This is a genomic window from Pseudomonas sp. L5B5, from assembly GCF_020520285.1.
Classification (GTDB): domain Bacteria; phylum Pseudomonadota; class Gammaproteobacteria; order Pseudomonadales; family Pseudomonadaceae; genus Aquipseudomonas.
On sequence record NZ_CP084742.1, the window covers coordinates 1707569 to 1733172 of the forward strand.

General features: G+C 65.0%; 26 protein-coding genes. 10 read left to right on the top strand and 16 right to left on the bottom strand.

All coding sequences use genetic code 11. The features are described from left to right. Nucleotides 1-174: 174 nt before the first annotated feature. On the top strand, nt 175-1803 hold the full coding sequence (locus tag LGQ10_RS07705) for a methyl-accepting chemotaxis protein (RefSeq protein WP_226525182.1): 1629 nt from the start codon (nt 175-177) through the stop codon (nt 1801-1803). Nucleotides 1804-1847: 44 nt separating this feature from the next. On the opposite strand, the gene LGQ10_RS07710 is transcribed toward LGQ10_RS07705, so the two are convergent. After that, nucleotides 1848-3182, bottom strand: a complete 1335-nt coding sequence (locus LGQ10_RS07710; RefSeq protein WP_226525183.1) for a PLP-dependent aminotransferase family protein — start codon at nt 3180-3182, stop codon at nt 1848-1850. Between the two features lie 115 nt (nt 3183-3297). Between LGQ10_RS07710 and LGQ10_RS07715 the strand changes: the two genes are divergently transcribed. Beyond that, nucleotides 3298-4194, top strand: a complete 897-nt coding sequence (locus tag LGQ10_RS07715; RefSeq protein ID WP_226525184.1) for a DMT family transporter — start codon at nt 3298-3300, stop codon at nt 4192-4194. A 9-nt stretch (nt 4195-4203) separates the two neighbouring features. Here LGQ10_RS07715 and LGQ10_RS07720 read toward each other — a convergent pair whose 3' ends face one another. The 5 genes from LGQ10_RS07720 to gcvA all read right to left on the bottom strand — a co-directional run bounded on the left by LGQ10_RS07720 (nt 4204) and on the right by gcvA (nt 9730). Continuing rightward, on the bottom strand, nt 4204-4929 hold the full coding sequence (locus LGQ10_RS07720) for a CPBP family intramembrane glutamic endopeptidase (protein WP_226526108.1): 726 nt from the start codon (nt 4927-4929) through the stop codon (nt 4204-4206). Between the two features lie 589 nt (nt 4930-5518). Then, the gene (metE, locus tag LGQ10_RS07725; protein ID WP_226525185.1) at nt 5519-7825 is read right to left on the bottom strand and encodes a 5-methyltetrahydropteroyltriglutamate--homocysteine S-methyltransferase; all 2307 of its coding nucleotides are present in this window, start codon (nt 7823-7825) and stop codon (nt 5519-5521) included. Nucleotides 7826-8087: 262 nt separating this feature from the next. Continuing rightward, nucleotides 8088-8417: a hypothetical protein gene (locus tag LGQ10_RS07730; protein WP_058436741.1), complete on the bottom strand. Its 330-nt coding sequence runs from the start codon at nt 8415-8417 to the stop codon at nt 8088-8090. Between the two features lie 75 nt (nt 8418-8492). Then, entirely contained in the window at nt 8493-8738 is a 246-nt protein-coding gene (locus tag LGQ10_RS07735) for a GNAT family N-acetyltransferase (protein ID WP_226525186.1), read from the bottom strand. 83 nt (nt 8739-8821) lie between these two features. After that, nucleotides 8822-9730, bottom strand: coding sequence for a transcriptional regulator GcvA (gcvA, locus tag LGQ10_RS07740; RefSeq protein WP_226525187.1), 909 nt, complete (start codon nt 9728-9730; stop codon nt 8822-8824). A gap of 155 nt (nt 9731-9885) precedes the next feature. Between gcvA and LGQ10_RS07745 the strand changes: the two genes are divergently transcribed. Together LGQ10_RS07745 and yfcF are read left to right on the top strand one after the other, a co-directional pair. Further along, nucleotides 9886-10845, top strand: coding sequence for a DMT family transporter (locus LGQ10_RS07745; RefSeq protein ID WP_226525188.1), 960 nt, complete (start codon nt 9886-9888; stop codon nt 10843-10845). 185 nt (nt 10846-11030) lie between these two features. Further along, nucleotides 11031-11663 carry a glutathione transferase gene (gene yfcF / locus LGQ10_RS07750; protein WP_226525189.1) on the top strand — a complete coding sequence of 211 codons (633 nt, stop codon included), beginning with the start codon at nt 11031-11033 and terminating at the stop codon, nt 11661-11663. Between the two features lie 11 nt (nt 11664-11674). Here yfcF and LGQ10_RS07755 read toward each other — a convergent pair whose 3' ends face one another. Then, on the bottom strand, nt 11675-12208 hold the full coding sequence (locus tag LGQ10_RS07755) for a DUF1993 family protein (RefSeq protein ID WP_226525190.1): 534 nt from the start codon (nt 12206-12208) through the stop codon (nt 11675-11677). Between the two features lie 173 nt (nt 12209-12381). Here LGQ10_RS07755 and LGQ10_RS07760 point away from each other — a divergent pair, with 173 nt between their 5' ends. Continuing rightward, nucleotides 12382-12816, top strand: a complete 435-nt coding sequence (locus LGQ10_RS07760) for a hypothetical protein (protein WP_413247591.1) — start codon at nt 12382-12384, stop codon at nt 12814-12816. Nucleotides 12817-12835: 19 nt separating this feature from the next. Here the strand turns inward: LGQ10_RS07760 and LGQ10_RS07765 are convergent, their stop codons facing one another. After that, nucleotides 12836-13297 (bottom strand): methyltransferase family protein, encoded by a 462-nt coding sequence (locus LGQ10_RS07765; protein WP_058436731.1) that lies wholly within the window; start codon nt 13295-13297, stop codon nt 12836-12838. A 216-nt stretch (nt 13298-13513) separates the two neighbouring features. Between LGQ10_RS07765 and LGQ10_RS07770 the strand changes: the two genes are divergently transcribed. Beyond that, nucleotides 13514-13915 carry a GFA family protein gene (locus tag LGQ10_RS07770; RefSeq protein WP_058436735.1) on the top strand — a complete coding sequence of 134 codons (402 nt, stop codon included), beginning with the start codon at nt 13514-13516 and terminating at the stop codon, nt 13913-13915. After that, nucleotides 13881-14294, top strand: coding sequence for a hypothetical protein (locus LGQ10_RS07775; RefSeq protein WP_226525192.1), 414 nt, complete (start codon nt 13881-13883; stop codon nt 14292-14294). The genes LGQ10_RS07770 and LGQ10_RS07775 overlap by 35 nt, the downstream gene beginning before the upstream one ends. Here LGQ10_RS07775 and LGQ10_RS07780 read toward each other — a convergent pair. Then, nucleotides 14291-14914, bottom strand: coding sequence for a cell wall hydrolase (locus LGQ10_RS07780; RefSeq protein WP_226525193.1), 624 nt, complete (start codon nt 14912-14914; stop codon nt 14291-14293). The genes LGQ10_RS07775 and LGQ10_RS07780 overlap by 4 nt on opposite strands. Before the next feature lie 258 nt (nt 14915-15172). Here LGQ10_RS07780 and LGQ10_RS07785 point away from each other — a divergent pair, with 258 nt between their 5' ends. From LGQ10_RS07785 to LGQ10_RS07795, 3 genes are all read left to right on the top strand, one after another. Beyond that, nucleotides 15173-15706 (top strand): RNA polymerase sigma factor, encoded by a 534-nt coding sequence (locus LGQ10_RS07785; protein WP_226525194.1) that lies wholly within the window; start codon nt 15173-15175, stop codon nt 15704-15706. Continuing rightward, nucleotides 15699-16670, top strand: a complete 972-nt coding sequence (locus LGQ10_RS07790; RefSeq protein ID WP_226525195.1) for a FecR family protein — start codon at nt 15699-15701, stop codon at nt 16668-16670. The genes LGQ10_RS07785 and LGQ10_RS07790 overlap by 8 nt, the downstream gene beginning before the upstream one ends. Nucleotides 16671-16769: 99 nt before the next feature. Then, nucleotides 16770-19202 (top strand): TonB-dependent siderophore receptor, encoded by a 2433-nt coding sequence (locus LGQ10_RS07795; RefSeq protein WP_226525196.1) that lies wholly within the window; start codon nt 16770-16772, stop codon nt 19200-19202. A 68-nt stretch (nt 19203-19270) separates the two neighbouring features. Here LGQ10_RS07795 and LGQ10_RS07800 read toward each other — a convergent pair whose 3' ends face one another. The 7 genes from LGQ10_RS07800 to LGQ10_RS07830 all read right to left on the bottom strand — a co-directional run bounded on the left by LGQ10_RS07800 (nt 19271) and on the right by LGQ10_RS07830 (nt 25526). After that, the gene (locus LGQ10_RS07800) at nt 19271-19717 is read right to left on the bottom strand and encodes an NUDIX hydrolase (RefSeq protein ID WP_226525197.1); all 447 of its coding nucleotides are present in this window, start codon (nt 19715-19717) and stop codon (nt 19271-19273) included. Nucleotides 19718-19751: 34 nt separating this feature from the next. After that, on the bottom strand, nt 19752-19916 hold the full coding sequence (locus LGQ10_RS07805; RefSeq protein WP_226525198.1) for a hypothetical protein: 165 nt from the start codon (nt 19914-19916) through the stop codon (nt 19752-19754). Between the two features lie 21 nt (nt 19917-19937). After that, entirely contained in the window at nt 19938-20579 is a 642-nt protein-coding gene (locus tag LGQ10_RS07810) for a DUF4375 domain-containing protein (protein ID WP_058433278.1), read from the bottom strand. A gap of 181 nt (nt 20580-20760) precedes the next feature. Continuing rightward, nucleotides 20761-21600 carry an EcsC family protein gene (locus LGQ10_RS07815; protein WP_226525199.1) on the bottom strand — a complete coding sequence of 280 codons (840 nt, stop codon included), beginning with the start codon at nt 21598-21600 and terminating at the stop codon, nt 20761-20763. A gap of 114 nt (nt 21601-21714) precedes the next feature. After that, nucleotides 21715-24276 carry a valine--tRNA ligase gene (gene valS / locus LGQ10_RS07820; protein WP_226525200.1) on the bottom strand — a complete coding sequence of 854 codons (2562 nt, stop codon included), beginning with the start codon at nt 24274-24276 and terminating at the stop codon, nt 21715-21717. Between the two features lie 72 nt (nt 24277-24348). Then, the gene (locus tag LGQ10_RS07825; protein WP_226526109.1) at nt 24349-24636 is read right to left on the bottom strand and encodes a barstar family protein; all 288 of its coding nucleotides are present in this window, start codon (nt 24634-24636) and stop codon (nt 24349-24351) included. A 35-nt stretch (nt 24637-24671) separates the two neighbouring features. After that, nucleotides 24672-25526: a hypothetical protein gene (locus tag LGQ10_RS07830; RefSeq protein WP_058433954.1), complete on the bottom strand. Its 855-nt coding sequence runs from the start codon at nt 25524-25526 to the stop codon at nt 24672-24674. Nucleotides 25527-25604 lie beyond the last annotated feature (78 nt).

Genomic DNA, 25604 nt, shown 5'->3' on the forward strand with positions numbered 1-25604 from the left:
GGACGTGCCCCCGCCTACACTGGATAACGCTCGCCAAAGGCGCCATCAGATGCGCCTGGTGCCTGCCTTGTGTGCAAAAACGCCGACGGCGCCATGGAGCCAGCTCCATAGCGCGCCGCACCGATGCAACCGCACTCGCCGGTTGCGCTTTTTGCTGCCACAAGGAACACCGTCATGCTCTTGAGAACGATGAACATATCCCTGCGCGCAGGGCTCAGTTTCGCCCTGATCGCCCTGCTCGCGCTGGGCCTTGGGGGTTTTTCGTTGCTGGAAATGCAGCGCATGAACCAGCAATCCCTTGAAGTCGACCAGAACTGGCAACCTTCGATCGTCGCCGCCAATGCCGTGGCGCTGACCAGTACCCAGATCCGCACCATCACCCTGCGCATGCTGGTGGTGCGCAACACCAGCGATGTCCAGGCCCTGCTGACGCGGGTCGATCAGCTCGAACAGCAACTGGATCGCCAGCAAGCCACCTATGAACAGCTGATCAGCGAGCCCGAGGAACGGGCCGCCTACGAACGGTATCTCGCCGCCAGGGCGGCCTATGCCAAGGACCAGCACCAGGTGCTCGAACAGGTCCGCCAGGGCCACAAGGACGCGGCGATCGACATCGTCGACGGCGGGCCGTTCCTGGCCAATGCCGACACCATGCTCAAGGAGCTGTTGAGCATCATCGACATCAACACCCAGGGCGGGGTCGCCGCCGCTGCGCAAAGCAGCCTGGTGTTCAAGAACGCCACCACCCTGGTCCTGGTGATCCTGCTGGCCGTGGTGGCCCTGACCATCGCCCTGGCCCTCTTGTTCACTCGCAGCATCGTGCATCCCCTGGGTCAGGCCCTGGGCGTGGCCGAGACCATCGCCAGCGGCGACCTGGGCCAGACCATCGCCATCAGCGGCAAGGACGAACCGGCGCGCCTGCTGCAAGCCTTGCAGACCATGCAGGCCAGCCTGCGCAACACCCTGCAGCGCATCGCCGACTCGTCCAACCAACTGGCCTCGGCGGCCGAAGAACTGCATGCGGTAACCAGCCACTCCAGCCATACCCTGCATCAGCAGAGCAATGAAGTGGAACAGGCCGCCACCGCGGTCAACGAAATGACCGCCGCCGTGGAGGAAGTGGCACGCAATGCCGTAAGCACCTCCGAAGCCTCCAAGGACACCGACCGCACCGCCCACCATGGCCGCGAACAGGTACAGCACACCGTCGACTCCATCGGCCAACTGGCTGAAGACGTGACCCAGACCTGCGAACGGGTCGAGCACCTGGCGGTGGACGTACGCAACATCGGCCAGGTACTGGAGGTGATCCGCGCGATCGCCGAACAGACCAACCTGCTGGCCCTCAATGCCGCCATCGAAGCGGCCCGGGCCGGAGACGCCGGACGTGGCTTCGCCGTGGTCGCCGACGAGGTACGGGCCCTGGCCCATCGTACCCAGCAGTCGACCCAGGAAATCGAAAGCATGATCAACACCATCGAGGAGGGCACGGAAGGCGCGGTCAGCGCCATGCGTACCAGCAACGAACGGGCCCACCTGACCCTCGAGGCGGCGCGTGCCTCGGGGCTGGCGCTGGACCAGATCACCCAGGCCATCACCTCGATCAACGAACGCAACCTGGTGATCGCCAGCGCCAGCGAGGAACAGGCCCAGGTGGCTCGTGAGGTGGATCGCAACCTGATCAACATCCGCGACCTGTCGACCCAGACCTCGGCCGGCGCCAACCAGAGCAACGCCGCCAGCCAGGACCTGTCGCGCCTGGCGGTGGACCTCAACGGCCTGGTGAACCAGTTCAAGCTCTGAACAGCAGCGGCAAGCGACAAGCGTGAAGCTTGCCGCCTGCCGCGTCAGAAGGCGTAGCGGCCAATCACTTGCCGGACCCTGGCCAGCGCCACGCCCAGGTCGGCCATGTCCAGCGAACCCAGGGCCAGGCGAATGGCGTGGGGCACCGGCCCGGCACCGACAAAGGGCTCGGCGGTGGACACCGAGACCTTCTCGCGCAAAAGCGCCATGGCCACCTGGTCGGCCCGTACCTCCTCGGGGAGTGGCAGCCAGAGAAAGTAGGCATTCGGATGGCTGACATAGGCCAGCCCGGCCAGGGCTTCACGGGCCAGCACCTGACGGGCCTGGGCGTCCTCGCGTTTCTCCTGCTCCAGGCGCGCCACCGTGCCGTCCTCGATCCAGGCACAGGCCATGGCGGTCATCACCCCCGGCGTGTTCCAGGTGCTGGCGCGTATCGCGCGCTCGAGCAGCGGCACCCAGGGCGTCGGCGCCACCACATAACCGACCCGCAGGCCCGTGGCCACGCTCTTCGAAAACCCCGAGACATACACCGTGATCTCTGGCGCCAAGGCAGCCAGGGGCGCAGGAGCAAGCTGCGCCAGGAAAGCGTAGGCGGCGTCCTCGATGATCAACAGCCCATGGACCCGGGCAATCGCCACCAGCCGTTGGCGCCACGCCAGGTCCAGCACCCAGCCCATGGGGTTGTGCAGGGTCGGCATGGCATACACCGCCCGCACCCGTCGTCGTTGGCACAGGCGTTCGAAGGCCTCGAGGTCCGGGCCCTGGTCGCTCAGGGGAATGGCCAGCAACTCCAGCCCATGGGCCTCGGCCACCACCTTGAAGCCGGGATAGGTCAAGGCATCCACCGCTACCACATCGCCGGGCTTGAGCAATGCCATCACCGTGGTCGCCAGGCCATGCTGGGCACCACTGACCATCAGCACTCGCTCGCTCTCCACCGCCAACCCATGGCGGGCCAGGTGGCGCGCCACCGCGGCCCGTTCATGGCTGCGCCCGGCGTGGGGCTGATAGCGCAGCAGGGCTTCCAGGTCGCCGGTGGTCGCCAACTGGCGCAAGGCGCCACGCAGCAGTTCGGCCTGGCCGGGCAACGCCGGGTAGTTGAAATTCAGGTCCAGGGTGCCCGGCACCGTGGCGGGCTGGTCCACGCCCTGCCCTGGCGGCAAGGCGGTTTCCCGGACATAGGTGCCGCGCCCGGTTTCGCCACTGACCAACCCCATGGCTTCCAGTTCGGCATAGACCCTGGAGGCGGTGACCAGGGCTAGCCCTTCCCGCGCCGCCAGTTCGCGATGGGTGGGCAAGCGAGTGCCGGGCGCGAGGAGGCCGGTACGGATATCGGTGGCAAAGGCGTCCACCAGTTGCTTGTAGCGGGCACGGGCCATAGGCGCTGTATCCATGACAATTTTTTGATTGTGCTGATTTTCGATCCTAGGATGAGCCCGACGCAAGGCCTGCACCGGTGCCGGCCTGAATTTGCCCTCCAAGCGAGACCCTTCAATGGAACGAACCTCGAACCTGCAATCCCCCGTGCTGGGAAAAACCTCCAGCGGTTGGCTCAATGGCTTCCTCGGCGTGCTGATCTTCAGCGGCTCGCTGCCGGCGACCCGGGTCGCGGTCGCCGAGTTCGACCCGGTATTCCTCACGGTGGCCCGCGCCACCATTGCCGGGGTCCTGGCCCTGGCCATCCTGCTGCTGTTCAAGGAGCGCCGGCCCGGCAAGCAGCAAGTGCTCCCCCTGGCCATCGTCGCCCTGGGCGTGGTCCTGGGCTTTCCGCTGCTCACCGCCTTGGCCCTGCAGTACGTGACCTCAGCCCACTCCATCGTGTTTCTTGGCCTGCTGCCGCTGGCCACCGCGGTGTTCGGGGTGATTCGCGGCGGCGAACGACCACGCCCGGTGTTCTGGCTGTTCTCGATCCTGGGCAGCCTGCTGGTGATGGGTTATGCGTTTTCCCAGGGCCTGACGGCCTCGCCCCAGGGGGACCTGTTGATGCTGCTATCGGTGCTGGTCTGCGGCCTGGGGTACGCCGAAGGCGCCAAGCTGTCGCGGACCCTGGGCGGCTGGCAGGTAATTTCCTGGGCGCTGGTGCTGTCGCTGCCGGTGATGATCATCCTGACCCTGCTCACCCTGCCCGCCACCTTCAATGGCATCAGCCTGCCCGCCTGGGGCAGCCTGACCTACGTCTCGGTGTTCAGCATGCTGATCGGCTTTGTCTTCTGGTATCGCGGGCTGGCCCAGGGCGGAATCGCCGCTGTCGGCCAATTGCAGCTGCTGCAACCCTTCTTCGGCCTGGCCCTGGCCGCCAGCCTGCTGCATGAGCAGGTCAGCCTGGGCATGCTCGGGGTGACGGTGGCGGTCATCCTCTGCGTGGTCGGGGCCCGCAAGTTCTCCCGGTAGGTCGCCTGCTCACATGGGCACGGCGATCAACCATATCGCCGTAGCGTGGGCCGCGATCGCTGCCAGTACACCATGGCGCCAGCGCAGGCCGGCGCAGATCAGGCCCTCCAGCAGGGTGAACAGCAGCACCGGCCAACCCGCGCGGGTGACGCTGAACGCCAGGAAACCATGGCAGGCGGCGAATGCCACGGCGCTGAGCAACGCCGCCCGCCAGGGTTCGCAGCGCTGCTCCAGATAACCCTGCAGCAGGCCACGAAACAGCACTTCCTCCAAGGCATTGCCGCCCAGGGCCAGCACTGCCATGCCCAGCAGCCAGGGCCCCATGGTCGGTTCCAGGCCAATCCCGGCATACAGGCGCAATGGCACCCCCAGCGCGGCGCCGGCGAGCAACCCCACGCCGATACCCGCCAGCCACCTCCGACGTACCCAGATCACCAGGGCCCAGAGCGGCGGATCGATCCGCGCCAGGCCGGCCAGCGTAACCAGCGACAACAGGCCCAGGCCCGCCAACACCCACGGGTTGGCGATAAAGCCGATCTGCGCGCCAGCGCCCAGGGTCCAGAACTGCAATGGCGTCATCACATCCCGCAGCAGCACGAAACCCAGCAACAGGATGGCGATGCGCAGCCCCATCAGGTGCCGGGGAGTCAGGCCGAACCACACGCCATGCAGCGCCAGCCCCGGAAGCAGGTAGAGCAGGTAGTTGCCGAGCAACGAAAGGGCCGCAGCCATCAGCGCCCCCCGTGAAGGAGCCGCAGGCAGCCTGCGCAGGAAACGATCGGGGGCATGCGGGCAATCCATTGCAATGAAGGTGCGCCAGGGTGGCGCAACTCGCCGATCCAGTGCAATGCCCGCCGCTAGGGCGGATGAAGGTCATTCAAGGAAGTGAATGCAGACATGGGGGGATGGAACGGCAGCACGCCATCAGACGAGCCACCGCAGCCAGGGTCGACCCTGATTCAGGTCGGGGAGATGGTAGCAAGCGCACCGATTGCGATGGTCAAGGCCAGAAACCCAAACAAGAACAACGCCATCTTAGTCATCGGACCTCCTGAACAACATTAGGGTGCAGCGGGCCCGCTCTCCAGCCAGGAGCCGGGCGGGTGCGCCATTTTCGAAGCTCGGCTGTGCTGATAACAGATGCAGATGAACAAGAAAAATACGGATCAGATGATCTGGTCGACCGGCCTGCGAACCCTACCTGCTCGCTGCAGAACCTGATCCCGGCGTGGATGATCTCGCAGCCCTGATCCGTGCGAAGGTGACAACACCCAGAACCGGAGCACTGCTCAGTGTTCCGGTTGCAGGTGTTGCACACCTGGAATCAGGCCAGTTCCTTACGCAACTGACGAGCCGCCGTGACCATGTGCACCAGGGCCGCTTCGGTCTCCGGCCAGCCACGGGTCTTCAGGCCGCAGTCCGGGTTGACCCACAGGCGCTCGGCAGGAATGCGCCGGGCAGCCTTGCGCAACAGGTCGGCCATTTCCGTGGCGTCCGGCACCCGTGGCGAATGGATGTCGTACACGCCAGGACCGATCTCGTTGGGGTAGGCGAAGGCTTCGAAGGCGTCCAGCAGCTCCATGTCCGAACGCGAGGTCTCGATGGTGATCACGTCCGCATCCATGGCGGCAATCGACTCGATCACATCGTTGAATTCGCTGTAGCACATGTGGGTGTGGATCTGGGTCTCGTCACGCACACCAGAGGCGCACAGACGGAACACTTCGGTGGCCCAGTCCAGGTAGTGCTGCCATTGCGCCCGGCGCAGCGGCAAGCCCTCGCGGAACGCCGCTTCGTCGATCTGCACGATCTTGATGCCGGCCGCTTCCAGGTCCACCACTTCGTCGCGCATCGCCAGGGCCAGTTGCCGGGCCTGCACCTCGCGAGACACATCCTCCCGCGGGAAAGACCACATCAGCATGGTCACCGGGCCAGTGAGCATGCCCTTGAGCACCTTGTCGGTCAGGCCCTGGGCGTAGCGGATCCATTCCACGGTCATGGCTTTCGGGCGGCTCAGGTCACCCACGATCACGGCCGGCTTGACGCAGCGGGAACCGTAGCTCTGGACCCAGCCGAAACGAGTGAAGACATAGCCGTCCAGCTGTTCGGCAAAGTACTCGACCATGTCGTTGCGCTCGGCTTCACCGTGCACCAGCACGTCCAGGCCCAGGCGCTCCTGCACCTGCACCGCATGGCGGATTTCGCTGTGCATGGCCTCGGTGTACTCGGCGGCGCTCAGCTTGCCCTGCTTGTACGACTGGCGCGCCAGACGGATCGAAGCGGTCTGCGGGAACGAACCGATGGTGGTGGTCGGGAACAACGGCAGGTCCAGGCCGGCGCGCTGCTGGGCGATGCGCTGGGTGAAGGCCGACTGACGCTGGCTGTCCCTGGCGGTAATCGCCGCTACCCGAGCCTGGACCGCTGGTTTGTGAATGCGCGGCGAGGCCGCGCGACTGGCCTGCACGGCACGGCTCTGCTCCAGGGCCTTGAGCACTGCTGGAGCCTGCGGCTGGTCCACGGCCTGGGCCAGCACCGCCACTTCCTGGCATTTCTGCACGGCGAACGCCAGCCAGCTCTTGAGTTCGGCATCCAGCTTGTCTTCACGGTCCAGGTCCACCGGGCTGTGCAACAGCGAGCAGGAAGGCGCGACCCACAGGCGCTCGCCCAGGCGCTGATGGGCGTGCTGCAGGGTGACCAGGGCCTTGTCCAGGTCGCAGCGCCAGACGTTGCGGCCGTTGACCACACCCAGCGACAGCACCTTGTAGGCCGGCAGGCGATCGAGAATAGTCGGGTACTGCTCGGGGGCGCGTACCAGGTCAATGTGCAGGCCATCCACCGGCAGGTTTGCCGCCAGGCCGAGGTTCTCTTCCAGGCCACCGAAGTAGGTGGCTACCAACTTCTTCAGCGGATCGCGCTGGATCTGGTTGTAGGCACGCTCGAAGGCGCTTTTCCAGTCCTGGGGCAGGTCCAGCACCAGGATCGGCTCGTCGATCTGCACCCACTCCACACCCTGGGCCGCCAGGCGCTGGAAGATCTGGCCATACAGCGGCAGCAGGCGATCGAGCAGTTCCAGCTTGTCAAAGTCCGCACCTTTGGCCTTGCCCAGCCACAGGTAGGTCAGCGGCCCGATCAGCACCGGCTTGACGGTGTGCCCCAGGGCCCGGGCTTCCTCGACCTCTTCGAAGAGTTGCTCCCAACTCAGCTGGAACTGCTGGTCGGCGCTGAACTCAGGCACCAGGTAGTGGTAGTTGGTGTCGAACCACTTGGTCAGCTCCTGCGCAACCAGGGGCTGGCCATGGGCTCCGCCGCAGCAGCTGTCGCTGGCTCCACGGGCCATGCCGAACAGGGTCTGCAGGGTGGTGGCCTGGCCGTGCTGCCCGCGGAAGCGCTCGGGGATCACGCCGAACATCAGGGAATGGGTCAGGACCTGGTCGTACCAGGCGAAATCGCCCACGGGCAGCAACTCGATACCGGCGTTTTTCTGCAGGTCCCAGTGGGCCTTGCGCAGTGCACGGCCCACGGCCCGCAGGCCGGCCTCATCGAGTTCGCCCTTCCAGAACGCTTCTTGTGCTTTCTTCAATTCACGGTCGCGGCCAATGCGCGGAAATCCCAGGGAATGAGCCAAAGCCATGACGTGCACCTCCAATGTGTGAGTGGCGGCCATTGTCGGCATCGGCTACATATTGAGACAAACTCATTTTAATCCTGATCATCACGAACTACATTCATGATCAAGGATCGATATCCGTCGCCCGGATCATCCGCTGCAACAGATCGTCGCGGCACAGCGGCGCGCACACGCAGGTTGGGCAAGCAGCTGGTAACGCCTGGCGTCCTGCATGCTGGGCCTGTTGCATGAAATAGGCGGGGCAAGTCATAACGGCCTCGGTCAATCAGCGACGGGCCAACTTGTACCTCAGGCAGTCATCGTAAAAGCTCTTGCGCAACGCCTCGGGCCTGATCCGCGAAGCGCTGTCGTAGGTCTGCTCGGTGATGCCCAGGGCCATCATGCGCATCCAGCCCTTGCTGAACTTGTAGATCTGGATCTTCTGCCGCGCCGCATACAGCGACACCCCGGACAACTTCAGCTCCTGGGCCCGGGCAGCCGTGCCTGCGCCCCAGCTGCAGACATACCGGTCATTGGCCGCCAGCTCCCGGGCCTGGGCGCTGCACGCCCCGCCGATCAAGGCAAACGAAGTCAGCGTAATCAACACATGGCGCATTTTGCGGTCACCTAACCACCTGAAATTAAAGTGATTTTGGCGAACTTTCGGGAATCATGGGGCCAGCATGCCGCCTCAACCATCAAGGCAAAGTGCCTGCCGATGCTGGCCACCCATGGGATACAACCGTACCGGGCGCTGATGGAACTCCATCTGCTGGTATTCACTGAAACCGGCCTTTTCGGCGACCCGCAAGGACGCACCATGATCCGGTTCGATAATGACCACCACGCAGTCCAGGCCCGGCGGGCCGAAGACCAACGCCAGAACGCCACGCACCGCTTCGGTGGCCAGGCCGCGGTTCCAGAAACGGCGCGCCACCCGATAAGGCGCGGGGTTTCGAATAGCGGCACAGCTGACTCCTTGTACAACAGTTGAACGACGTTCATTGCCAATCGAATCGCTCAGGACGGCGAAACAGCGCGGGTAACGGCGCCCCCCGCCTCCACCAGCATCCACTCGCGTAATGCCGCCACCGCCGGACGTTCCAGGGCAGTGGCCGGATACACCAGGTAGTAGGCCAGATCGCTGGCGATGCCCTGTGCCATGGGCGCCAGCAGCGCTCCTTCGGCCAGTTCCCGCGCTACCAGCGAGCGGCGGACCAGGGCCACGCCGAGGCCGGCCTTCGCCGCCTCGATGGCCCCGTTGCCATCGACGAACACCCGCCCCTGATACTCGTCGAGCGGCGCACCCCCTGCCGCCTCGAGCCACAGGCGCCAGTCATGGCGATGCTCGTCATGCAGCAGGCACAGGCGCGCCAGCCCGGCCAACGTCAGGATGGCCTCCGTGCCCAGCAACTGCGGGCTGCACACCGGCACCAGTTGATCGTCGAGCAGGCGCTCGCTGACCAGGCCGTCGTAGCGACCAAAACCATGGCGAACCGCAAGATCGATGCCATCGCGGGCCAGGTCGAGCACGCGGTTGCAGGCGCTGATGCGTACATCCACCCCAGGGACCCGCGCCTCGAATTGCCCCAGGCGCGGCACCAGCCATTGCACGGCGAAACTCGGTGTGCAACTGAGTACCAGCACCTCCAGGCGCGTGCGTCCCACCAGCTCGACAGTAGCTTCGCGGATCATGCGAAATGCCGTCCGCAAGGTGGCGAAATACTCCTCGCCGGCAGCGGTCAGGAGCAACCGTCGGGGCCGCCGCACGAACAGCGTCACGCCCAGGGCCGCCTCCAGTTCCTTGACCTGCAGGCTCACCGCACCGGGCGTGACGTTCAGCTCGCCAGCCGCCAGGGTCACACTCAGGTGGCGCGCCGTGGCTTCGAATGCCCGTAACGCGACGAGGGACGGCAACTCCACGCCCATGATTTAGCCCTCCTTAATCATCCAGCGAAAAATGCTGGTTTGTCAGCGGCTGGAAACTCCCAGAATAATTGGCCCCAGCACGATTTCAAATGCAAGCGCTCGACAAAAAAACCGAACAAAACTCAATCATCGATCAGCAAACGGGAGCTACAGGCATGGCCAAGCAGAACGTCATGGGCGCCTCGCAATGGGGCCAATTGCTGGCGCTGTCCGTCCTGTGGGGCGGTTCGTTCTTTTTCATCGGCATTGCCGTCAAGGAGCTGCCGCCCTTGACCATCGTCCTGCTGCGCCTGTGCCTGGCGGCCGTTGCCCTGCTGGCGGTGCTGCGGATCACGGGCCTGAAACTGCCCACCGACCGCCAGGCGTGGCAAGCGTTCCTCGGCATGGGATTGCTGAACAACCTGGTGCCCTTCAGCCTGATCGTCTGGGGGCAGACTCACATCGCCAGCAGCCTGGCGGCGATCCTCAATGCCACCACGCCCCTGTTCGCGGTACTGGTGGCCCACCTGCTGACCGCCGACGAAAAACTCACCGGCAACAAGCTGGCCGGTGTCACGGTAGGGTTCATCGGCGTGGCGATCATGATCGGCACCGATGCCCTGGCCGGCCTCGGTGACCAGTCGAGCGCCCAGTTGGCCGTGCTGGGGGCAGCGTTGTCCTATGCCCTGGCCGGGATCTTCGGCCGGCGCTTCAAGGCCATGGGCATTGCCCCATTGCCCAGCGCCACCGGACAGGTCTGCGCCTCCAGCCTGCTGCTGATGCCCCTGGCACTGCTGGTGGACCGACCCTGGACCCTGGCCCTGCCGAGCTTGCCTGTGTGGGCCGCCTTGCTGGGCATCGCCCTGTTGTCCACGGCCCTGGCCTATGTGCTGTTCTTCCGCATTCTCGCCAGCGCCGGCGCCACCAACCTGATGCTGGTGACGTTCCTGATCCCGGTCAGTGCCATCGTGCTGGGCGCCCTGGTCCTGGGCGAACACCTGCACGCCAAGCACCTGCTGGGCATGTCCCTGATCACCCTGGGCCTGGTGGCCATCGACGGCCGCTTGTTCAAGCGCCTGGTCCGGGCGAAGGACAAACCCGTGGATCGCGAGAGCTTTCTCGGCCGGGACATCTAGCCAGGCAAGCGCTGCTCACCGGTGCATGGAGCGCCCATCCCCGCACGCGCTCGGCTGCACACGGGGTATCAGGCAATGGCGCTCGGCGCAGTATTCCAGCGAAGAATAGGCCCATGAAAATCCTGCATTGTATTTCTCGCCCGCGATCTCTTAGCGTGGCCGCTCCCCTCATTGGAGATCCTGCCGTGACCGCTTCTCGCCCGCGCTTGTATGTCGACGCCCAGTTCACCAGCCCCTATGCCATGTCGGTATTCGTGGCGCTGCGGGAGAAAGGCATCGACTTCGAAATGCTGACGCTGGACCTCGACGCCGCGCAGAACCTTGGCCAGGAGTACGCCCGCCTGTCCCAGACCCGGCGAGTGCCGACCCTGGTGCACGAAGGGTTCGCCCTGGCCGAGTCCTCGGCCATCACCGAGTACCTGGAAGAATTGTTTCCCCAGGTGCCGATCTACCCGCGCGCGCCGCAGCAACGTGCCAAGGCCCGCCAGGTCCAGGCCTGGTTGCGCAGCGATCTGTTGCCGATTCGCCAGGAGCGCTCGACCCTGGTGGTGTTCTACGGCCAGCGGGGCGAGCCGCTGTCGGCCCAGGCCCAGGTCGCGGCAGGCAAGCTGATCGACGCGGCCCAGGCGCTGCTGGAGGACGGTCGCCAGTACCTGTTCGGCGCATGGTCGATCGCCGATGTCGACCTGGCGCTGATGCTCAACCGCCTGATCCTCAACGGCGACCCGGTACCGGCGAATCTGCTGGCGTATGCCCGGCACCAGTGGCAGCGCCCGTCGGTACAGCAGTGGGTGCAGTTGCAACGCCCACCGCTGTAGCCGTGCCAGGCTCAGCCGGCGGCCTGCGACGGGCGCAGGTAGGCGAACATGTGCTGCGCGTAATCGGCCTTGCCCAGGGGCACACCGTTATGGCGCAGGATGTTGTAGGCAGTAACCAGGTGGAAATAGAACTGCGGCGTGGCCCAGTTGCGCGCGTACTCCTCGCCGGTCATGTCGAAGGTGATGGCGTTGGGCAGTTCAATGGCCACGGCCCGCTGGCCGCTGTCGTCGATCAGCTGGCGATCGGCACCCGCGAGAAACGCCAGGGTCTGGTGGATCAACGCCTGGGCCTCGGCCATGCTGGCCGGCGCCGGCAGCGTAGTGACCGGCTGGCCGCTGAGGCGTTCCACTGCTTCCCGGGCCTGGGTACAGGTAAAACGCACCTGCGCCGCCAGGTCGTACATGTCCGGGGCCAGGCGTGCATCCAGCAGGTTCTGCGGGTCATGGCCCCGCGCTTGGGCGTACTCCTCGCCCTTGGTCAACAGGGTTTGCAGGGCACGCAGCATCTGGGCGAAACAGGTAACGGTCACGGCATGGATCGACATGGGTTTCCTCACAGGCTCGGGGTACGCCTTGGCGCACGACAGTCAAGACGCACTGAATCCTAGCAGGCGTCCGGTTCGGGCTCGATGCCCCGGACCGTCACAAAGGTACCCGTGCCTCGATCCGGCTGTTATGGTGCGCCCCTTGAGAAACACACCGTCTGAGAATGAGGAAAATGACCTTGAGCAGTGAAGCAAAAATGACCGGGGACCTGTTCGAAGTCGACAAGCGCCTGACCCTCAAGCCCATCGTCGAATTCAATGCCTACCTGCGCGCCGCGTTCGCCGACGGTCCCTGCACCTGCGGCCGTTGCGTTGCCAGCCAGGGCGACGAGAGCGGCTACGAGTACCGGCACACCTTCGATTTCGCCGGCCGGGTGGCCAGTCGGCGTTTCGCCTCCACCGCCGGCAGCGACGTGCTGCAAGCCCTGAAGAAGGCCTGGCTGTCCTATACCAAGGCCGAACTGCCGGTGACCGGCAACCTGGAGCTGGATACGGTCAAGGAATTCGTCGAGCCGCAATTGCACCGGCTGCTGGTGCCGCTGTTGCTGGCCAGTGGCCTGGCCCGGGACGTCGAGGGCCAGCTGCAACTGCAGCCCCAGGCAGCCTGAACCCACCCTGCGCCCCCGCTCACAACCAGCGTCGCACCCGCTGCCGATAGACCCTGAAGTCGTCCCCGAACAGCCGCTCCAGGGCACGTTCTTCGGGGATGATCTGCCAGCGATTCAGGTACAGCACCAACCCCGGCACCCCCAACAGTGCCAGCGGGCTGGCCAGGTACAGGCCCCAAGCCAGCAGGCACAGGGCAAAACCGACATACATCGGGTTGCGGGTCACGCGATAGATGCCCGAGGTCACCAGCGCCGAGGCGCTCCCAGGCTTGAGCGGATTGATGGTGGTCCTGGCCCGGCGAAACGCAACCACGCCAGCCAGGGCCACCGACACTCCGGCGCACACCAGCGCCAACGCCAGTGCCAGGCGTAGCTCCTGGTCCAGCTCCAGCCCTGGCGTCCAGCGGGCCACCAGGCCCATCAGCACTCCCCACGCCAGCGTGATCGCCGGTGGCGGAATACGGTTTTCCAGTCCCTGCATGCCTGGCGCTCCTTCCCGATGAACCTGTGACCGATGCCGACAGATTATCCGTCAATGGGGCTGGTTTGAATGCCCGACGCACCCCACCTCGGTCCACTCTGTCGCGCCTGGCGGCCCAGGGGCTTGCATCAGGGCGGGTCCGCGGCGTTTCATGAAGGACTCGGTGCTGCACCCAAGTGCCGCCCCCGCAATTGGCCCCTCAAGCGAGAGATGAACATGCACAACCAGCACCAAGGCAGCTGCCTGTGCGGCGCCGTGAACTACCAGGTCGACGGCGAACTCAAGGCCCTCACCCACTGTCACTGCACGCGGTGTCGCAAGGGTCACGGAGCGGCCTTCGCCACCTACGCCAGCACCCTGCGCTCGAACATCAGCGTCACCGACCACGGCAAGATGCTCAAGGGTTATGAATCCTCGCCCGGGGTGCTGCGCCAGTTCTGTGGCCAATGCGGCTCTTCATTGTTCTGGCACCGCGCCGACGGCGAGTTCCGCGAATGGCTGTCGATCGCGATTGCCACCCTCGACACCCCGTTGGTAGCCCCCAAGCAGAAACACCTTTGCGTGGCCATGAAGGCCGACTGGCATGCCATCACCGATCAGTTCCCCCAGCAGCCATGACACCCGCCCGTTCGCTGATCCAACGGCCGCCTGCGCCATGACCCGGGCGTTCAGCTACGTCTGGCTGCTGCCGTTGCTCGAGCGTCCTTGCGCGACGGTCATGGCCAACCTGGCCGAGGCCGTCGCCGAGCTGGGCATCGAGGCGCCGTTGCCCGACCCCCTGTCACTGCGCGAGGTACTGCTCAGCGCCCTGTGTTCCGGCTCACCCTACTGGCCGCAATGCGCGAGCCGGTGGCTGGAGCAGGGTTTCCCGCTCGACCCCGAGCTCTGCCAGACGCTGCTGGAGCAGGTCCGCGCGAAGGCTTTCGAGCAATCCACCGGCCACCGCCTGGGTGCGCTGGCCCGGCGCTGGCAGCGCCAGCACCTTCAGGGACATTAGCGGCCCGCCACGTCCTTGGGCCGGTAGAACAGGAAACTGCCGATCTCGGTGGTCTTGATGTAGGCCCTGGCCCAATCCGGCGACGCACTGCGATCGTGAAAGTACAGGGCACCACCGGTACGGTCCTTGAGTTGCTGGTTCAGCGCCTTGCGGGCAATTTCCTTGGCGATGCGGTAGCGGTCCTCTTCCTCTACCTGGTCGGGGCGGCCGTCGCACCACCAGGAGAACTGGCAGGGACTCTTCTGCGAGCCCTGCTTGACCACCTCGCACACCGTACCGGGAAACCCTTCGTGACCCAGGCGGTTGAGCACCACGTCGGCCACGGCTTCCATATCCGCGGTCTCACCGCCCTTGGCTTCCCAATACAGGGTTCGCGACAGGCACGTAAGGGCATCGTCCACGGGGGCCTGGCCTGCCGGGTCGACGGCCTGGGCCTCGCGCTTGCTGAGCGGGACAGCCAGGGGCTCGGCCTTCGGGCTCTGCTTGTCCGCGGCCTTCTGTTCCAGGGCCCGGGCCTTGTCCTGCGCAGCGGCCTGGACGGCGGGTTGCGGGTCGGCCGCCCACGAGGGAGCAGCCACTAGCAGCAAGCTGAAACAGGTGGTCCTGACAACAAGGTGCATGATCGATGCGTCCTGATGAACCTCTGTCACCCCGCCGCACCGCGCTGCGAGAAGCCGGGCGGAACATGCGGGAGCCATGATGGATCGACCATCAAGCAGCAAAAACATTCCGCGACAGGCCCAGGTCCGGCGGTTGGCCAGCCTTGCGTCGGTCACGGGGAAAACCATCGGGGCACCCACTGGTAATGATATGAATTCTCATTAGAATACCCGCCCATTCACGCTGATGCCGCATCAGGGTAGCGAGGACAGTGGGCGATGGTGACCGCAGACAACCAGCAACAACTCAACACGCTGTTCATCGCCCAGCGCGGTGCGCTGATCCGCATGCTGTCGCGGGTGGTCGGCTGTGCCAGCCTGGCGGAGGACCTGGCCCAGGAAGCCTATTTGCGGGTGGCCAAGGCTCTGCACAGCCGTCCGATCGAGCACCTGCAGCCCTTCCTCTACCAGACGGCCCAGTACCTGGCCTTCGATCACCTGCGCCACCAGCGCAGCAAACGACGCTTCGAATACCAGCCCGGCGACGATAGCCAGATCAACCAGGTGCCCACCACGGCGCCAGGCCCCGACAGCCATGTCCAGGGCCAGCAGCAATTGCAGTTGCTCCAGAATGTCCTGGCCAGCCTGCCCAAACGTCAGCAGCAAATCCTGGTTTTGCATAAACTGCACGGCCTTTCGCAGGGTGAGATAGCCCAGCGTCTGCAGGTCTCCCTGAGTACGGTGGAGAAGGACCTGCGCCACGCCCTCAATGCCTGCATCAAGGCCACCGACCGGCAGGACCCCGATGACTGAACACCCGAGCAATGCCCTCCCCCGCGATGCGATACGAGAGCAGGCCAGCGACTGGTTCAGCCAGCGTGAAGCGCTGGCCAGCAACCTGCTGTTGCGCCAGCGCTTCGAACAATGGCGCTCGGCCGATCCCCAGCACGCAGCCGCCTATGACGCATTGCAAGCGCTGTGGAACTCGGCCTCCTTCGAACAGGCCCTGGAGCATCTGGCCCTGGATCTCGACCTGCCTCCGATACCGGCCCAGGTACGCCGCAAACGCCCCCTGGGCCGCTGGCTGGCAGCCGCTGCCGCAGTGTTGCTGATGTTCGGCGCAGGCTGGAGCACCGACCTGCCGCTACGCCTGCAAGCCGATCACCTGAGCGGCATCGCCCAGCTGGCACCGCTCGACCTGGCCGATGGCTCGCATGTGGTTCTTGGCAGCCAGAGCGCCATCAGCACCGACTTCACCAGCGGCCACAGGCACATCCGCCTGTTGCGTGGCGAGCTGTATGTCGAAGCCTTCCACGATCCGTCCCGGCCCATGACCATCGAGGTCGGCGAGGCCACGGTCACCGTGGTCGGCACTCGCTTCAGTGTCAGTCGCCACGACGATGGCGTCACCGTAGCCGTGCGCGAGGGCCGGGTCCGCCTGGCCGCAGGCAACGGCGAGCAGAGCCTGTTGCAGGCCGGCAACTGGCAACGGCTGGAAGACCGGCACCTGCAAGCGTTGAACCTGCAAGGCAGCGAACGACAGATGGCCTGGCTCAACGGCCGCCTGTCTTTCCAGGACGCGCCATTGGCCCAGGTGCTGGAAGAGCTGCGTCGTTACTACCGGGCACCGATCCTGTTGTTCAACGATGACGCTGCCCGCCAGCACGTCAGCGGCAACTACCAGCTCGACGATCCGCAAGCCGTCGTCCAGGCCTTGAGCAAGGTCACCGGTACCGAGTTCACCCGCCTGCCGGGCGGTATCCTGGTGCTCCGCTGACCAGCCGCTCAAAGGCGTAAAAAATTTTACGGCTTTGGGCAGCACAACCCGTCAGGGTGTTTGCATTTGCAAATCATTCCTATTCCGTACGGGACTTCCATGCACTTCTCAACCCTTCTCCCCGCCCGCAGCATCCTGGCCCTGGCCATCTGCCTGGCCTGCGGCCACGCGGCGGCTGTCGAGCCTGCGACCGCTCCCGGCAATCAAGCGCCGAATACCCATGGTTTCTCCATTGCCCGGCAACCCCTGGCCGAGGCCCTGGACCAGCTGAGCACCCAGAGCGGGTTGCAGATCGCCTATTCCTCGTCGATGGCCCAAGGCCTCGAATCACCGGGAGTCAGCGGCAGGATGAGCGCTGAACAGGCACTGGCCAAGCTGCTGGAAGGCACTGGCCTGGGCTTCGAACGCAATGGCGTCAACGCCGTGCTGTTGACCCGCCTGCCTGCGGTCGACAAGGCGGTGGAACTGGAAGCGACCCAGATCATCAGCAACCAGCTGGGCACCGTTACCGAAGGCACCGGCTCCTATACCCCAGGCACCCTCGCCACCGCGACCCGGCTGGTCCTGAGCCCCCGCCAGACCCCGCAATCGGTGAGCGTCATCACTCGCCAGCACATGGAGGATTTCAGTCTCAACAACGTCGACGACGTGATGCGCCACACCCCGGGCATCACCGTGTCGGCCTACGATACCGACCGGACGAACTATTACGCCCGCGGCTTTTCGATCAACAACTTCCAGTACGACGGTATTCCCTCCACCTCACGCAACGTCGCCTACTCGGCGGGCAACACCCTGAGCGACATGGCGATCTACGACCGGGTCGAAGTCCTCAAGGGTGCCACCGGCCTGCTGACCGGCGCCGGCTCCCTCGGCGCCACCATCAACCTGGTGCGCAAGAAACCCACCGCCGAGTTCAAGGGGCATGCCTCCCTCGGCGCAGGCTCGTGGGACAACTATCGCAGCGAGGTGGACGTCAGTGGCCCACTGACCGACAGCGGCAATGTCCGGGGGCGCGCAGTGGCGGCCTACCAGGACAAGAAGTCATTCCTGGACCATTACTCGCGCAAGACCGAAACCTACTACGGCATCCTCGAATTCGACCTGTCCCCCGACACGATGCTGACCGTAGGCGCCGACATGCAGGACAACATTCCCAAGGGTTCCAGCTGGTCCGGCACTTTCCCGCTGGTCAACTCCAACGGCAGCATCAACAAGATGTCGCGCTCCTACAACAACGGCACCACCTGGAGCGCCTGGGAGCAGTACACCCGCACCGCCTTCGCCATGCTTGAACACGACCTGGGCGAGGGTTGGGTCACCAAGCTGCAACTGGACCACAAGATCAACAGCTACCACGCAGAGCTGGGCTCGATCCAGTTCGATCAGCCCCAGGCCGATGGCAGCGCCGAGATCAACGGCCAGAAGTACACCGGCGAAACCAAGAGCACCTCCGCCGACCTCTATGCCAGCGGTCCGTTCAGCCTGTTCGGGCGCGACCACGAGCTGGTGCTGGGCGGTTCGATCAGCACCTCGCGCTGGCAAGGCAAGGGTTATTGGTCACCGGTCTGGCCCCAGGGCAACAAGGTGGACTTCTACAACTGGAACGGCCAGATTTCCCGGCCCATCTGGCAAGCGCCGGCGCAGATTACCGACGACACCACCCGCCAGACGGGCGCGTACCTGACCACCCGCTTGAACGTGGTCGACGACCTGAACGTCATCCTCGGCGGGCGCGTGGTCAATTACCACCAGACCGGCCTGACCCCGTCGTACCGGGAAAGCGGGCGGTTCGTCCCCTATGCCGGGATCATCTATGACCTCAACGAGAACTTCTCGGCATACGCCAGCTACACCGATATCTTCATGCCCCAGGAGAGCTTCAACAAGGACAAGGACCAGAAGCTGCTGGAGCCGGATGAAGGCCAGAACTACGAGCTGGGCCTGAAGGGGGAATTCTTCGAAGGCCGGTTGAACAGCAGCCTGGCCTACTTCGAGATTCGCGAGAACAACCGGCCGATCTCCGACGACGCCTACAACAACCTGACCCCTACCCCGGACAACTTCGCCTACAAGGGTTCCAAGGCGGTCACCAAGGGCTACGAGGCGGAGATTTCCGGTGAGCTGCGCCCGGGCTGGCAGATCCAGGCCGGCTACACCCACAAGGTGGTGCGCGATGACAAGGGCGACAAGCTCTCCACCTTCGAACCCGAGGATCAGGTCAACCTGTACACCACCTACAAGCTCAAGGGCGAGCTGGACAAGTTGACCGTCGGCGGCGGCCTGCGCTGGCAGAGCAAAGGCTGGTACTCGATCTACAACAAGCCGCTGGACCGCAACCAGGACATCACCCAGCAATCCTACTGGCTGGTGGACCTGATGACTCGCTACCAGATCACCGACAACCTGTCGGCGACCCTGAACGTCAACAATATCTTCGACAAGTCCTACTACACCAACGTCGGTTTCTATAACTCCGCCGCCTACGGCGAACCGCGCAACTTCATGCTCAGCACCCGCTGGGACTTCTGACCCAACGGCCCTGTCGGGCCATGGCGCCCGCCAGGGCCGAGTGCTGCATCCAGCACCCGCAACCCCGCTCAGTCGAGCAAGCCGGCCTGCTTGAGTAACCGTTCCAGCCCCTGGGGCACCAGGGGCGCTTGCGGGCTGAAGCTCGAACTGTCATGCCAGCTGACGGTGAAGCCCATGCCGTCGGTTTCCTCGCCGTGCAATTGGCTGCACGCGTAGACACTCGCATCGTCGAAGCTTGCGTCATATACCTGGACGATTTCGTGTCCGGGCTTGCCCAGGTAGGTGAACAGATTCTCCAGGGTGCCCAGCAGGCGCAGCTGGCTGATGGGCAGCCCCAGCTCCTCCTTCACCTCGCGGCGGATGGCCTGGTCGCTGCGCTCGCCAAACTCGATGCCGCCACCTACCGGGCGGAAGACCGTCTGCTGCTGGTGGGGATCGTCGAACTGGTGGACCAGGATCTTGCCCTGGTGATGGAAGACACAAAGCGCCAGGGCGCGGATACGCGGTTCAGCCATGGAAAAATCCGTTTGCCGGGGGAAAAGCGCGGCATTAGAGCATGGGCGTCGAAAGCTCGGCCAGGACCTGCCGGGCGAACGCTTGCAGCTGGTCCGGACTGAGCAGCAGCGAGGCGTTGACCTGCCAGTCGCTGGCGTCATCCGCGGTCGACCACAGGCTGACCCTGAGCATTCGCAACGGCTGCCAGTCGGCGCCCATCGTCCTGGGCCACCGCCGCGCTCATTCGCAGGCCGGCGGGTAGAAATGGCTGGCCGCCAGCGCCGGCACTTCTTCCAGCGCCGTCCACAATTGATCGTCCAGTTCGCCACTGATCAGCTCATGCTGCTCGTCGCTGAGCCACTCGGGAATATCCCACAGTCGCTCCAGCTGCGGATGGCCCTGCAGATCACCGATCGCCTGCCGCTGGCGTTCCACCACCGCCCTGGCCCGGGTCGCGCCCAACGCCTGGAGTGCGTCCAGGGCCAGCTGGTAGCTGCGCTCACCCCAGTTGCAGAAGAACTGCAGGAAACCACCGTTGTAGCCATCCGCTTCCAGGCGCCACAGGGCGACGATGGCCTGGTCCCGCGCAGCCAGGCGTTCCAGGTCCCAATCCAGGGCCTGCAAGCGCGCCATGGACTGCTCGCACACATGCTCCCAGATCCAGTCACCCCCCTCGATCACCAGCCCCTGCTCACCCAGCCCGGGCCAGAGCACCGAGCTGCCCTGGGGCGAGATTCGCCAGGCCTGGCGCTGCTGGGCCGAGGCTTCCTGCAAGCGGCCATAACGCCCCAGGGATTGACGCAGCAGCAAGCCATCGGCCCAGCCGAGACAGAGCTGGTCCGCTTCGAAAGCGACGTGGGTGATGGGATTGGCGTTGGACAAGGCAGACCTTCCTGGCAGTGGTTTCGATCAAAGACCGGGGCGTTTACCCGGGATGCTTCTACACCGATCCGCCGCACGGTGCCACCCTGCAAATGAGCGCCACCACCGCGGGCTGTCGCTTGCACATGTCCATCGGTTGAATTTTCCGTGGCAGGGTTCCACTACCAGCAGCAACCAGGCCTCAGCCCGCCAGCCGCTTGCCCTTGAGCTCAGCATAGGCCGCCTTGATCGGCTCGAAACCATACTGCTGCTCCAGGCGCTTGACGATGAAATGCCCGCGGGCCATGTCCTGGTAGAAGTCGGTGAACAGGGTATTGATGGTGGCGCCGGTGAAGGCCCCGATCACCGGCACCGCCTGGGCCGCGAACTTGCTGGAAATGGTCACGCCGTAGCGCGCCGCGACCTTTTCGATCAGCACCGCCAGCCACTTGCCCACCTGCCCTGGCGAGAGCCGGCTGACGGCATCGGCGCCCTGCTTGGCGGCGATGGCGGCCAGCTCCTTGGAGAGTTGCTGCATGGCTTGGGTGGTGAAGCTGCGGGTCAGGTAATAACCAGTTTCGGTGGCATCGTCGGCCTCGCTGTTGCCGCCCATGGCGAACACTTCGATGCACGCCTGCTTGGTGGCAAAGTCCGCCAGGTCGAAGCCTTCGCTGCGCGCCATATCGGCCACCGAACGCATCATGATGGTGGTGGATACCGGCAGTTCGACGAACAGCGAAGCAAACCCGAAGGCGCCTCCCAGCGCCCCCGAAGCCGCTGCATAGAGCTTGTGCAAGCGCGGCGAGGCCTGTTTCTTCGGCTGGTTGTCCAGGCTCCACAACGCCGCATCGGCGGAACTGTGCAGCGCGGCCACCACCGCGCCGTTGATCTTCTGCGCCACCACCGCCGGCAAAGCCTTGACCGCACTCTCGATGGGCGAACCCAGCAGGCCGGACAGGCGTGCCGTCAGCGAGGGCGACTCCAGCAGGCCCACGGCACGCTTGAGGTCTGAGTAGTCTTGCGGGTGGTCTTGGATATTCACTGGAGCTTCCCTTGGCAGGCGCTGATACGGGCGAACATAGTGGCAGCATCGACCGGGGAAAATAAACCGCCCGCCGACGCAGATTCGCGTCGGCGGGCGGGATGCGCTGCAGGGTCAAGCCTGCAACCAGACCCGCACCTGCCGCTCGGGGCCCTCGATGAACTCCAGATGGGCCACCTGGCCCGCTTCCAGAAGATCCTGGCGGGCGCCTTGCAGGCGCTCCAGGAACGCCGCCTGGTCCACCACTTCGACCCGCGCCACCGGCGCTTTCATCGATTGCCGGGCATCGGACTTGGCCTTGCGGATCGCCGCCAGCGTCGCGCTGACCAGCTCCAGCCACGGCTCCGCATCCGCCTTCCCCGCACAGCCCTCGGGCCAGGGCGCACGGTGCACCGAACCCGGTTGCCAGCAACGCCAGACTTCTTCGCAGACGAAGGGCAGGAATGGCGCAAACAACCGCTGCAGGGCGCTCAAGGCCCGGGCCAGGGCATTGCGTGCCGAGTGCCCTTCTGGCCGGTAGGCACGGCGCTTGACCAGCTCGACATAGTCATCGCAGAACCACCAGAAGAAACCCTCGATGCGCATCAGCGCAGCGCTGTAGTCGTGGCCTTCCAGCGCCACTCGCGCCTGGTCGGTGACGTGTTCCAGGCGTTGCAGCATGGCCTGGTCCAGCGCCTGCGAGACAGGGCCTGCAGGATCGCCGGGCAGGCCGAACACCAGCTTCGACACATTGAACAGCTTGAGCGCCAGGCGCCGGCCGATCTTCATCTGCTGCTCTTCGAAGGCAGTATCGCTACCGGGTCGCCCGAGGGCCGCCCAGTAGCGCACGCCATCGCTGCCGTACTGCTCCAGCAGCGCCAGCGGCGTGACCACGTTGCCCTGGGACTTGGACATCTTCTTGCGGTCCGGATCGAGGATCCAGCCCGACAGCGCCACATGCCGCCAAGGCAAGGCAGCGTGCTGCAAGTGGCTGCGAACCAGGGTCGAGAATAGCCAGGTGCGAATGATGTCGTGCCCCTGGGGGCGCAGGTCCATGGGAAAGACCTGCTCGAACAGGCCATCGCCCTCCTCCCAGCCCGCGGCGATCTGCGGGGTCAGGGAACTGGTGGCCCAGGTATCCATGATGTCCTGCTCACCGATGAAGCCATGGGGCTGGCCCCGCTGCTCCGGTTGATAGCCTGGCGGCGTGTCCAGGGTCGGGTCCACCGGCAATGCGTCCTCGGCGGCGGCGATTGGCCGGTCATGGTCCGGCTCGCCTCGAGCATCCAGGGGATACCAGAACGGAATCGGCACGCCGAAGATCCGTTGCCGGCTGATCAGCCAGTCGCCACTGAGGCCACCCACCCAATGCTCATAGCGGCTGCGCATGAACGGTGGATGCCACTGCAGGGTCTGGCCACGCTCCAGCAATTGCTGGCGCCGGTCGGCATCACGCCCGCCATTGCGCAAGTACCACTGGCGAGTGGCGACGATTTCCAGCGGCTGGTCACCCTTCTCGAAGAACTTCACTGCATGGCGGATCGGTCGTGGCTCACCGAGCAGGCCACCGCACTCATGCAGCAGCGGCAACAACCGCTGGCGTGCCTGGGCCAGGTTGCAGCCGGCAAGCTCGGCATAGGCCTGGCGCCCCGCGAGATGTGCCAGCCACTCAGGCACCTGCTCCAGCAGGCGACCGTCACGGCCGATGATGGAACGGGTCGGCAGCTGCAATTCGCGCCACCAGAGCACGTCCGTCAGATCGCCGAAGGTGCAGACCATCGCCAGTCCCGTGCCCTTCTGGGGGTCGGCCAGTGGATGGGCAAGCAGCGGCACCGGTACCTCGAACAGCGGCGAACGCAGCTGCTGTCCGAACCGCCCCTGGTAACGCGGATCATCCGGATGCGCCACCAGCGCCACACAGGCCGCCAGCAACTCGGGACGGGTGGTGGCGATGCTCAGCGCCGGCCCCTCCTGCCCCTGGAACAACAGGTCGTACCAGGCCCCCGGCTGCTCGCGATCTTCCAGCTCGGCCTGGGCCACGGCCGTCTGGAACGTCACGTCCCACAGGCACGGCGCCTGCTGGCTGTACAGCTCGCCGCGCTGGAAGTTGCGCAACAGCGCACGCTGGCTGACCCGCTGCGCTCGTTCATCGATGGTGGCGTAGGTCAGCCCCCAGTCCACCGACAACCCCAGTTGCACGAACAGGCTGCGAAACGCCTGTTCGTCGATGGCCGTCAGCCGGTGGCACAGTTCGATGAAGTTGCGCCGGCTGATCGCGACATAGTCGCCACGACGTGCCGGTACCGTGGCCGGCGGCTGGAAGCCTGGCAGGTAGTGCGCCTGCGGATCGCAGCGCACGCCATAGTAGTTCTCTACCCGGCGTTCGGTGGGCAGGCCGTTGTCGTCCCAACCCATGGGGTAGAACACGGTCTTGCCGCGCATGCGCTGGAAGCGAGCGATGATATCGGTGTGGGTGTAGCTGAACACATGGCCGACGTGCAGCGAGCCGGAGGCCGTGGGCGGCGGTGTGTCGATGGAATAGACGGCGTCCCGTGGAGCAGTGCGGTCGAAGGCGTAGGTGCCTTCTTCGAGCCAGCGCCGGGACCAGCGTGTCTCGAGATCGTCAAGCGAGGGGGTGGTGGGGCAAATCGTCAGGCTTTCACGTTTAACGGTGACATAGCATCCTCCTGTTATCACCAGATGGCGCTGCAGTAGTGCGCGCCGCAAGGCAGATTTATAGAGCAACGCCAAGGATTAGTAAATTGCCCCTCAGCGCCATGTCACCAGCGAAGCCTGTTGCGGATACTGGTCGCCCAGCCGCTGCAGGCACTTGGCAAGCAGTCGCGCATCATCGGGCAAACGCTGGCACAACCCCGGCCAGCCATGGATGTCCAGTTGCCGTGGCATTTCCACCAGCCCGGTGATCGCGTCCCAGAACGCATCCCAGTTGCACCCGTACCACGCGGGAAACCCCAGGGCGTCGCGCAGCAGGATCTGCAGTTCAGCCGAACTGCCCACCGCGCTCAAGTCGATATCCAACCGCTGCAAATCGATCACCTCCACGCTGCCCTCACCTTCAAGTGCCACGTCGATCACTGGCGGACGTACTGCACCTGCTTGCCATCGAAGACGTAGCTGACGTCATCGGCGTCGCCCAGCTTGCGGGTCTGGGTGTCGCCCGCGGAGGTGGTGCCGCTGAACTTGACCAGCAAGCGCGGCATGGGGCCCTGGGCCGCCACGAAGTTCAGCTCGCCCTGGTTGGCGATGCAGGGAATCACCGTGCCGTCGTCGCAGGCCGCCGCGTTGTCCTCACCGGTCAATACCTGCCCCAGGTAGCTCCAGACCCAGCCGTCCTCCTCCGGGGTCTTGTCCGGGTTGAACACGAACATGGCATAAGCACTGATGCCGTAGCCGCTGTCGAAGGTGGCCGTGGGCACCGCCAGGACCAGGCGGCCATCGTTGGTGCGGTACTCCAGGGCCTCGCGGGTGGTGTCCACTTCCTCGGGCTGCTCGCGGGCGCCGAAGTAGCCGATCTTGCGCTCGATACTGCGGATATCGTAAGGCTGCTTCTGACCCGGGCGAGCCAGTTCGAAGGTCGCGTCCGCCAGCCGCACCTGGACCTCCGGAGCGATGAAGTCCTCGCCCGCACGGGCTGCCCGGTCGCGGGTGAACCAGGAGAAGGTCGCGTAGTAGTGCTTGCCGCCCAGGTCGATCTCGCGGCCATACCAGAAGTTCGAGACGACGCCATCTTCCAGCTCGAAGGTTTCGGCCTGGTCATCGATCTGGACGTTGTTGATCAGCGCCAGCACCGCACCCGGTGGCACCAGCGGATCCTTGGCGTAGCCAAGCGCTGGCACCCCGAAGGTTGCGGTGGTCAGCACCAGGGCGGCCAGCGCCCGACCCAGGCGGCCGGTCTTGTGCGAACCGGCCTCGAACATGTTTTTCATCCCGTGAACATCCCTGTAGAGCCGCTGAAAGAACCCGAGGCCTGCCCGGCAAGGCGGCCTGTGGTATGGCGGGCGAAT

Coding starts and splice junctions, on each gene's coding strand:
- LGQ10_RS07745 (WP_226525188.1), top strand. CDS start 9,886: ATGGCCAAGCAGAACGTCATGGGCGCCTCGCAATGGGGCCAATTGCTG.
- LGQ10_RS07775 (WP_226525192.1), top strand. CDS start 13,881: ATGCCATCACCGATCAGTTCCCCCAGCAGCCATGACACCCGCCCGTTC.
- LGQ10_RS07765 (WP_058436731.1), bottom strand. CDS start 13,297: ATGCAGGGACTGGAAAACCGTATTCCGCCACCGGCGATCACGCTGGCG.
- LGQ10_RS07715 (WP_226525184.1), top strand. CDS start 3,298: ATGGAACGAACCTCGAACCTGCAATCCCCCGTGCTGGGAAAAACCTCC.
- metE (WP_226525185.1), bottom strand. CDS start 7,825: ATGGCTTTGGCTCATTCCCTGGGATTTCCGCGCATTGGCCGCGACCGT.
- LGQ10_RS07780 (WP_226525193.1), bottom strand. CDS start 14,914: ATGCACCTTGTTGTCAGGACCACCTGTTTCAGCTTGCTGCTAGTGGCT.
- LGQ10_RS07705 (WP_226525182.1), top strand. CDS start 175: ATGCTCTTGAGAACGATGAACATATCCCTGCGCGCAGGGCTCAGTTTC.
- LGQ10_RS07795 (WP_226525196.1), top strand. CDS start 16,770: ATGCACTTCTCAACCCTTCTCCCCGCCCGCAGCATCCTGGCCCTGGCC.
- LGQ10_RS07805 (WP_226525198.1), bottom strand. CDS start 19,916: ATGGGCGCCGACTGGCAGCCGTTGCGAATGCTCAGGGTCAGCCTGTGG.
- LGQ10_RS07800 (WP_226525197.1), bottom strand. CDS start 19,717: ATGGCTGAACCGCGTATCCGCGCCCTGGCGCTTTGTGTCTTCCATCAC.
- LGQ10_RS07755 (WP_226525190.1), bottom strand. CDS start 12,208: ATGTCGATCCATGCCGTGACCGTTACCTGTTTCGCCCAGATGCTGCGT.
- LGQ10_RS07830 (WP_058433954.1), bottom strand. CDS start 25,526: ATGAAAAACATGTTCGAGGCCGGTTCGCACAAGACCGGCCGCCTGGGT.
- LGQ10_RS07710 (WP_226525183.1), bottom strand. CDS start 3,182: ATGGCCCGTGCCCGCTACAAGCAACTGGTGGACGCCTTTGCCACCGAT.
- LGQ10_RS07730 (WP_058436741.1), bottom strand. CDS start 8,417: ATGCGCCATGTGTTGATTACGCTGACTTCGTTTGCCTTGATCGGCGGG.
- LGQ10_RS07760 (WP_413247591.1), top strand. CDS start 12,382: ATGACCTTGAGCAGTGAAGCAAAAATGACCGGGGACCTGTTCGAAGTC.
- LGQ10_RS07785 (WP_226525194.1), top strand. CDS start 15,173: ATGGTGACCGCAGACAACCAGCAACAACTCAACACGCTGTTCATCGCC.
- gcvA (WP_226525187.1), bottom strand. CDS start 9,730: ATGGGCGTGGAGTTGCCGTCCCTCGTCGCGTTACGGGCATTCGAAGCC.
- LGQ10_RS07770 (WP_058436735.1), top strand. CDS start 13,514: ATGCACAACCAGCACCAAGGCAGCTGCCTGTGCGGCGCCGTGAACTAC.
- LGQ10_RS07790 (WP_226525195.1), top strand. CDS start 15,699: ATGACTGAACACCCGAGCAATGCCCTCCCCCGCGATGCGATACGAGAG.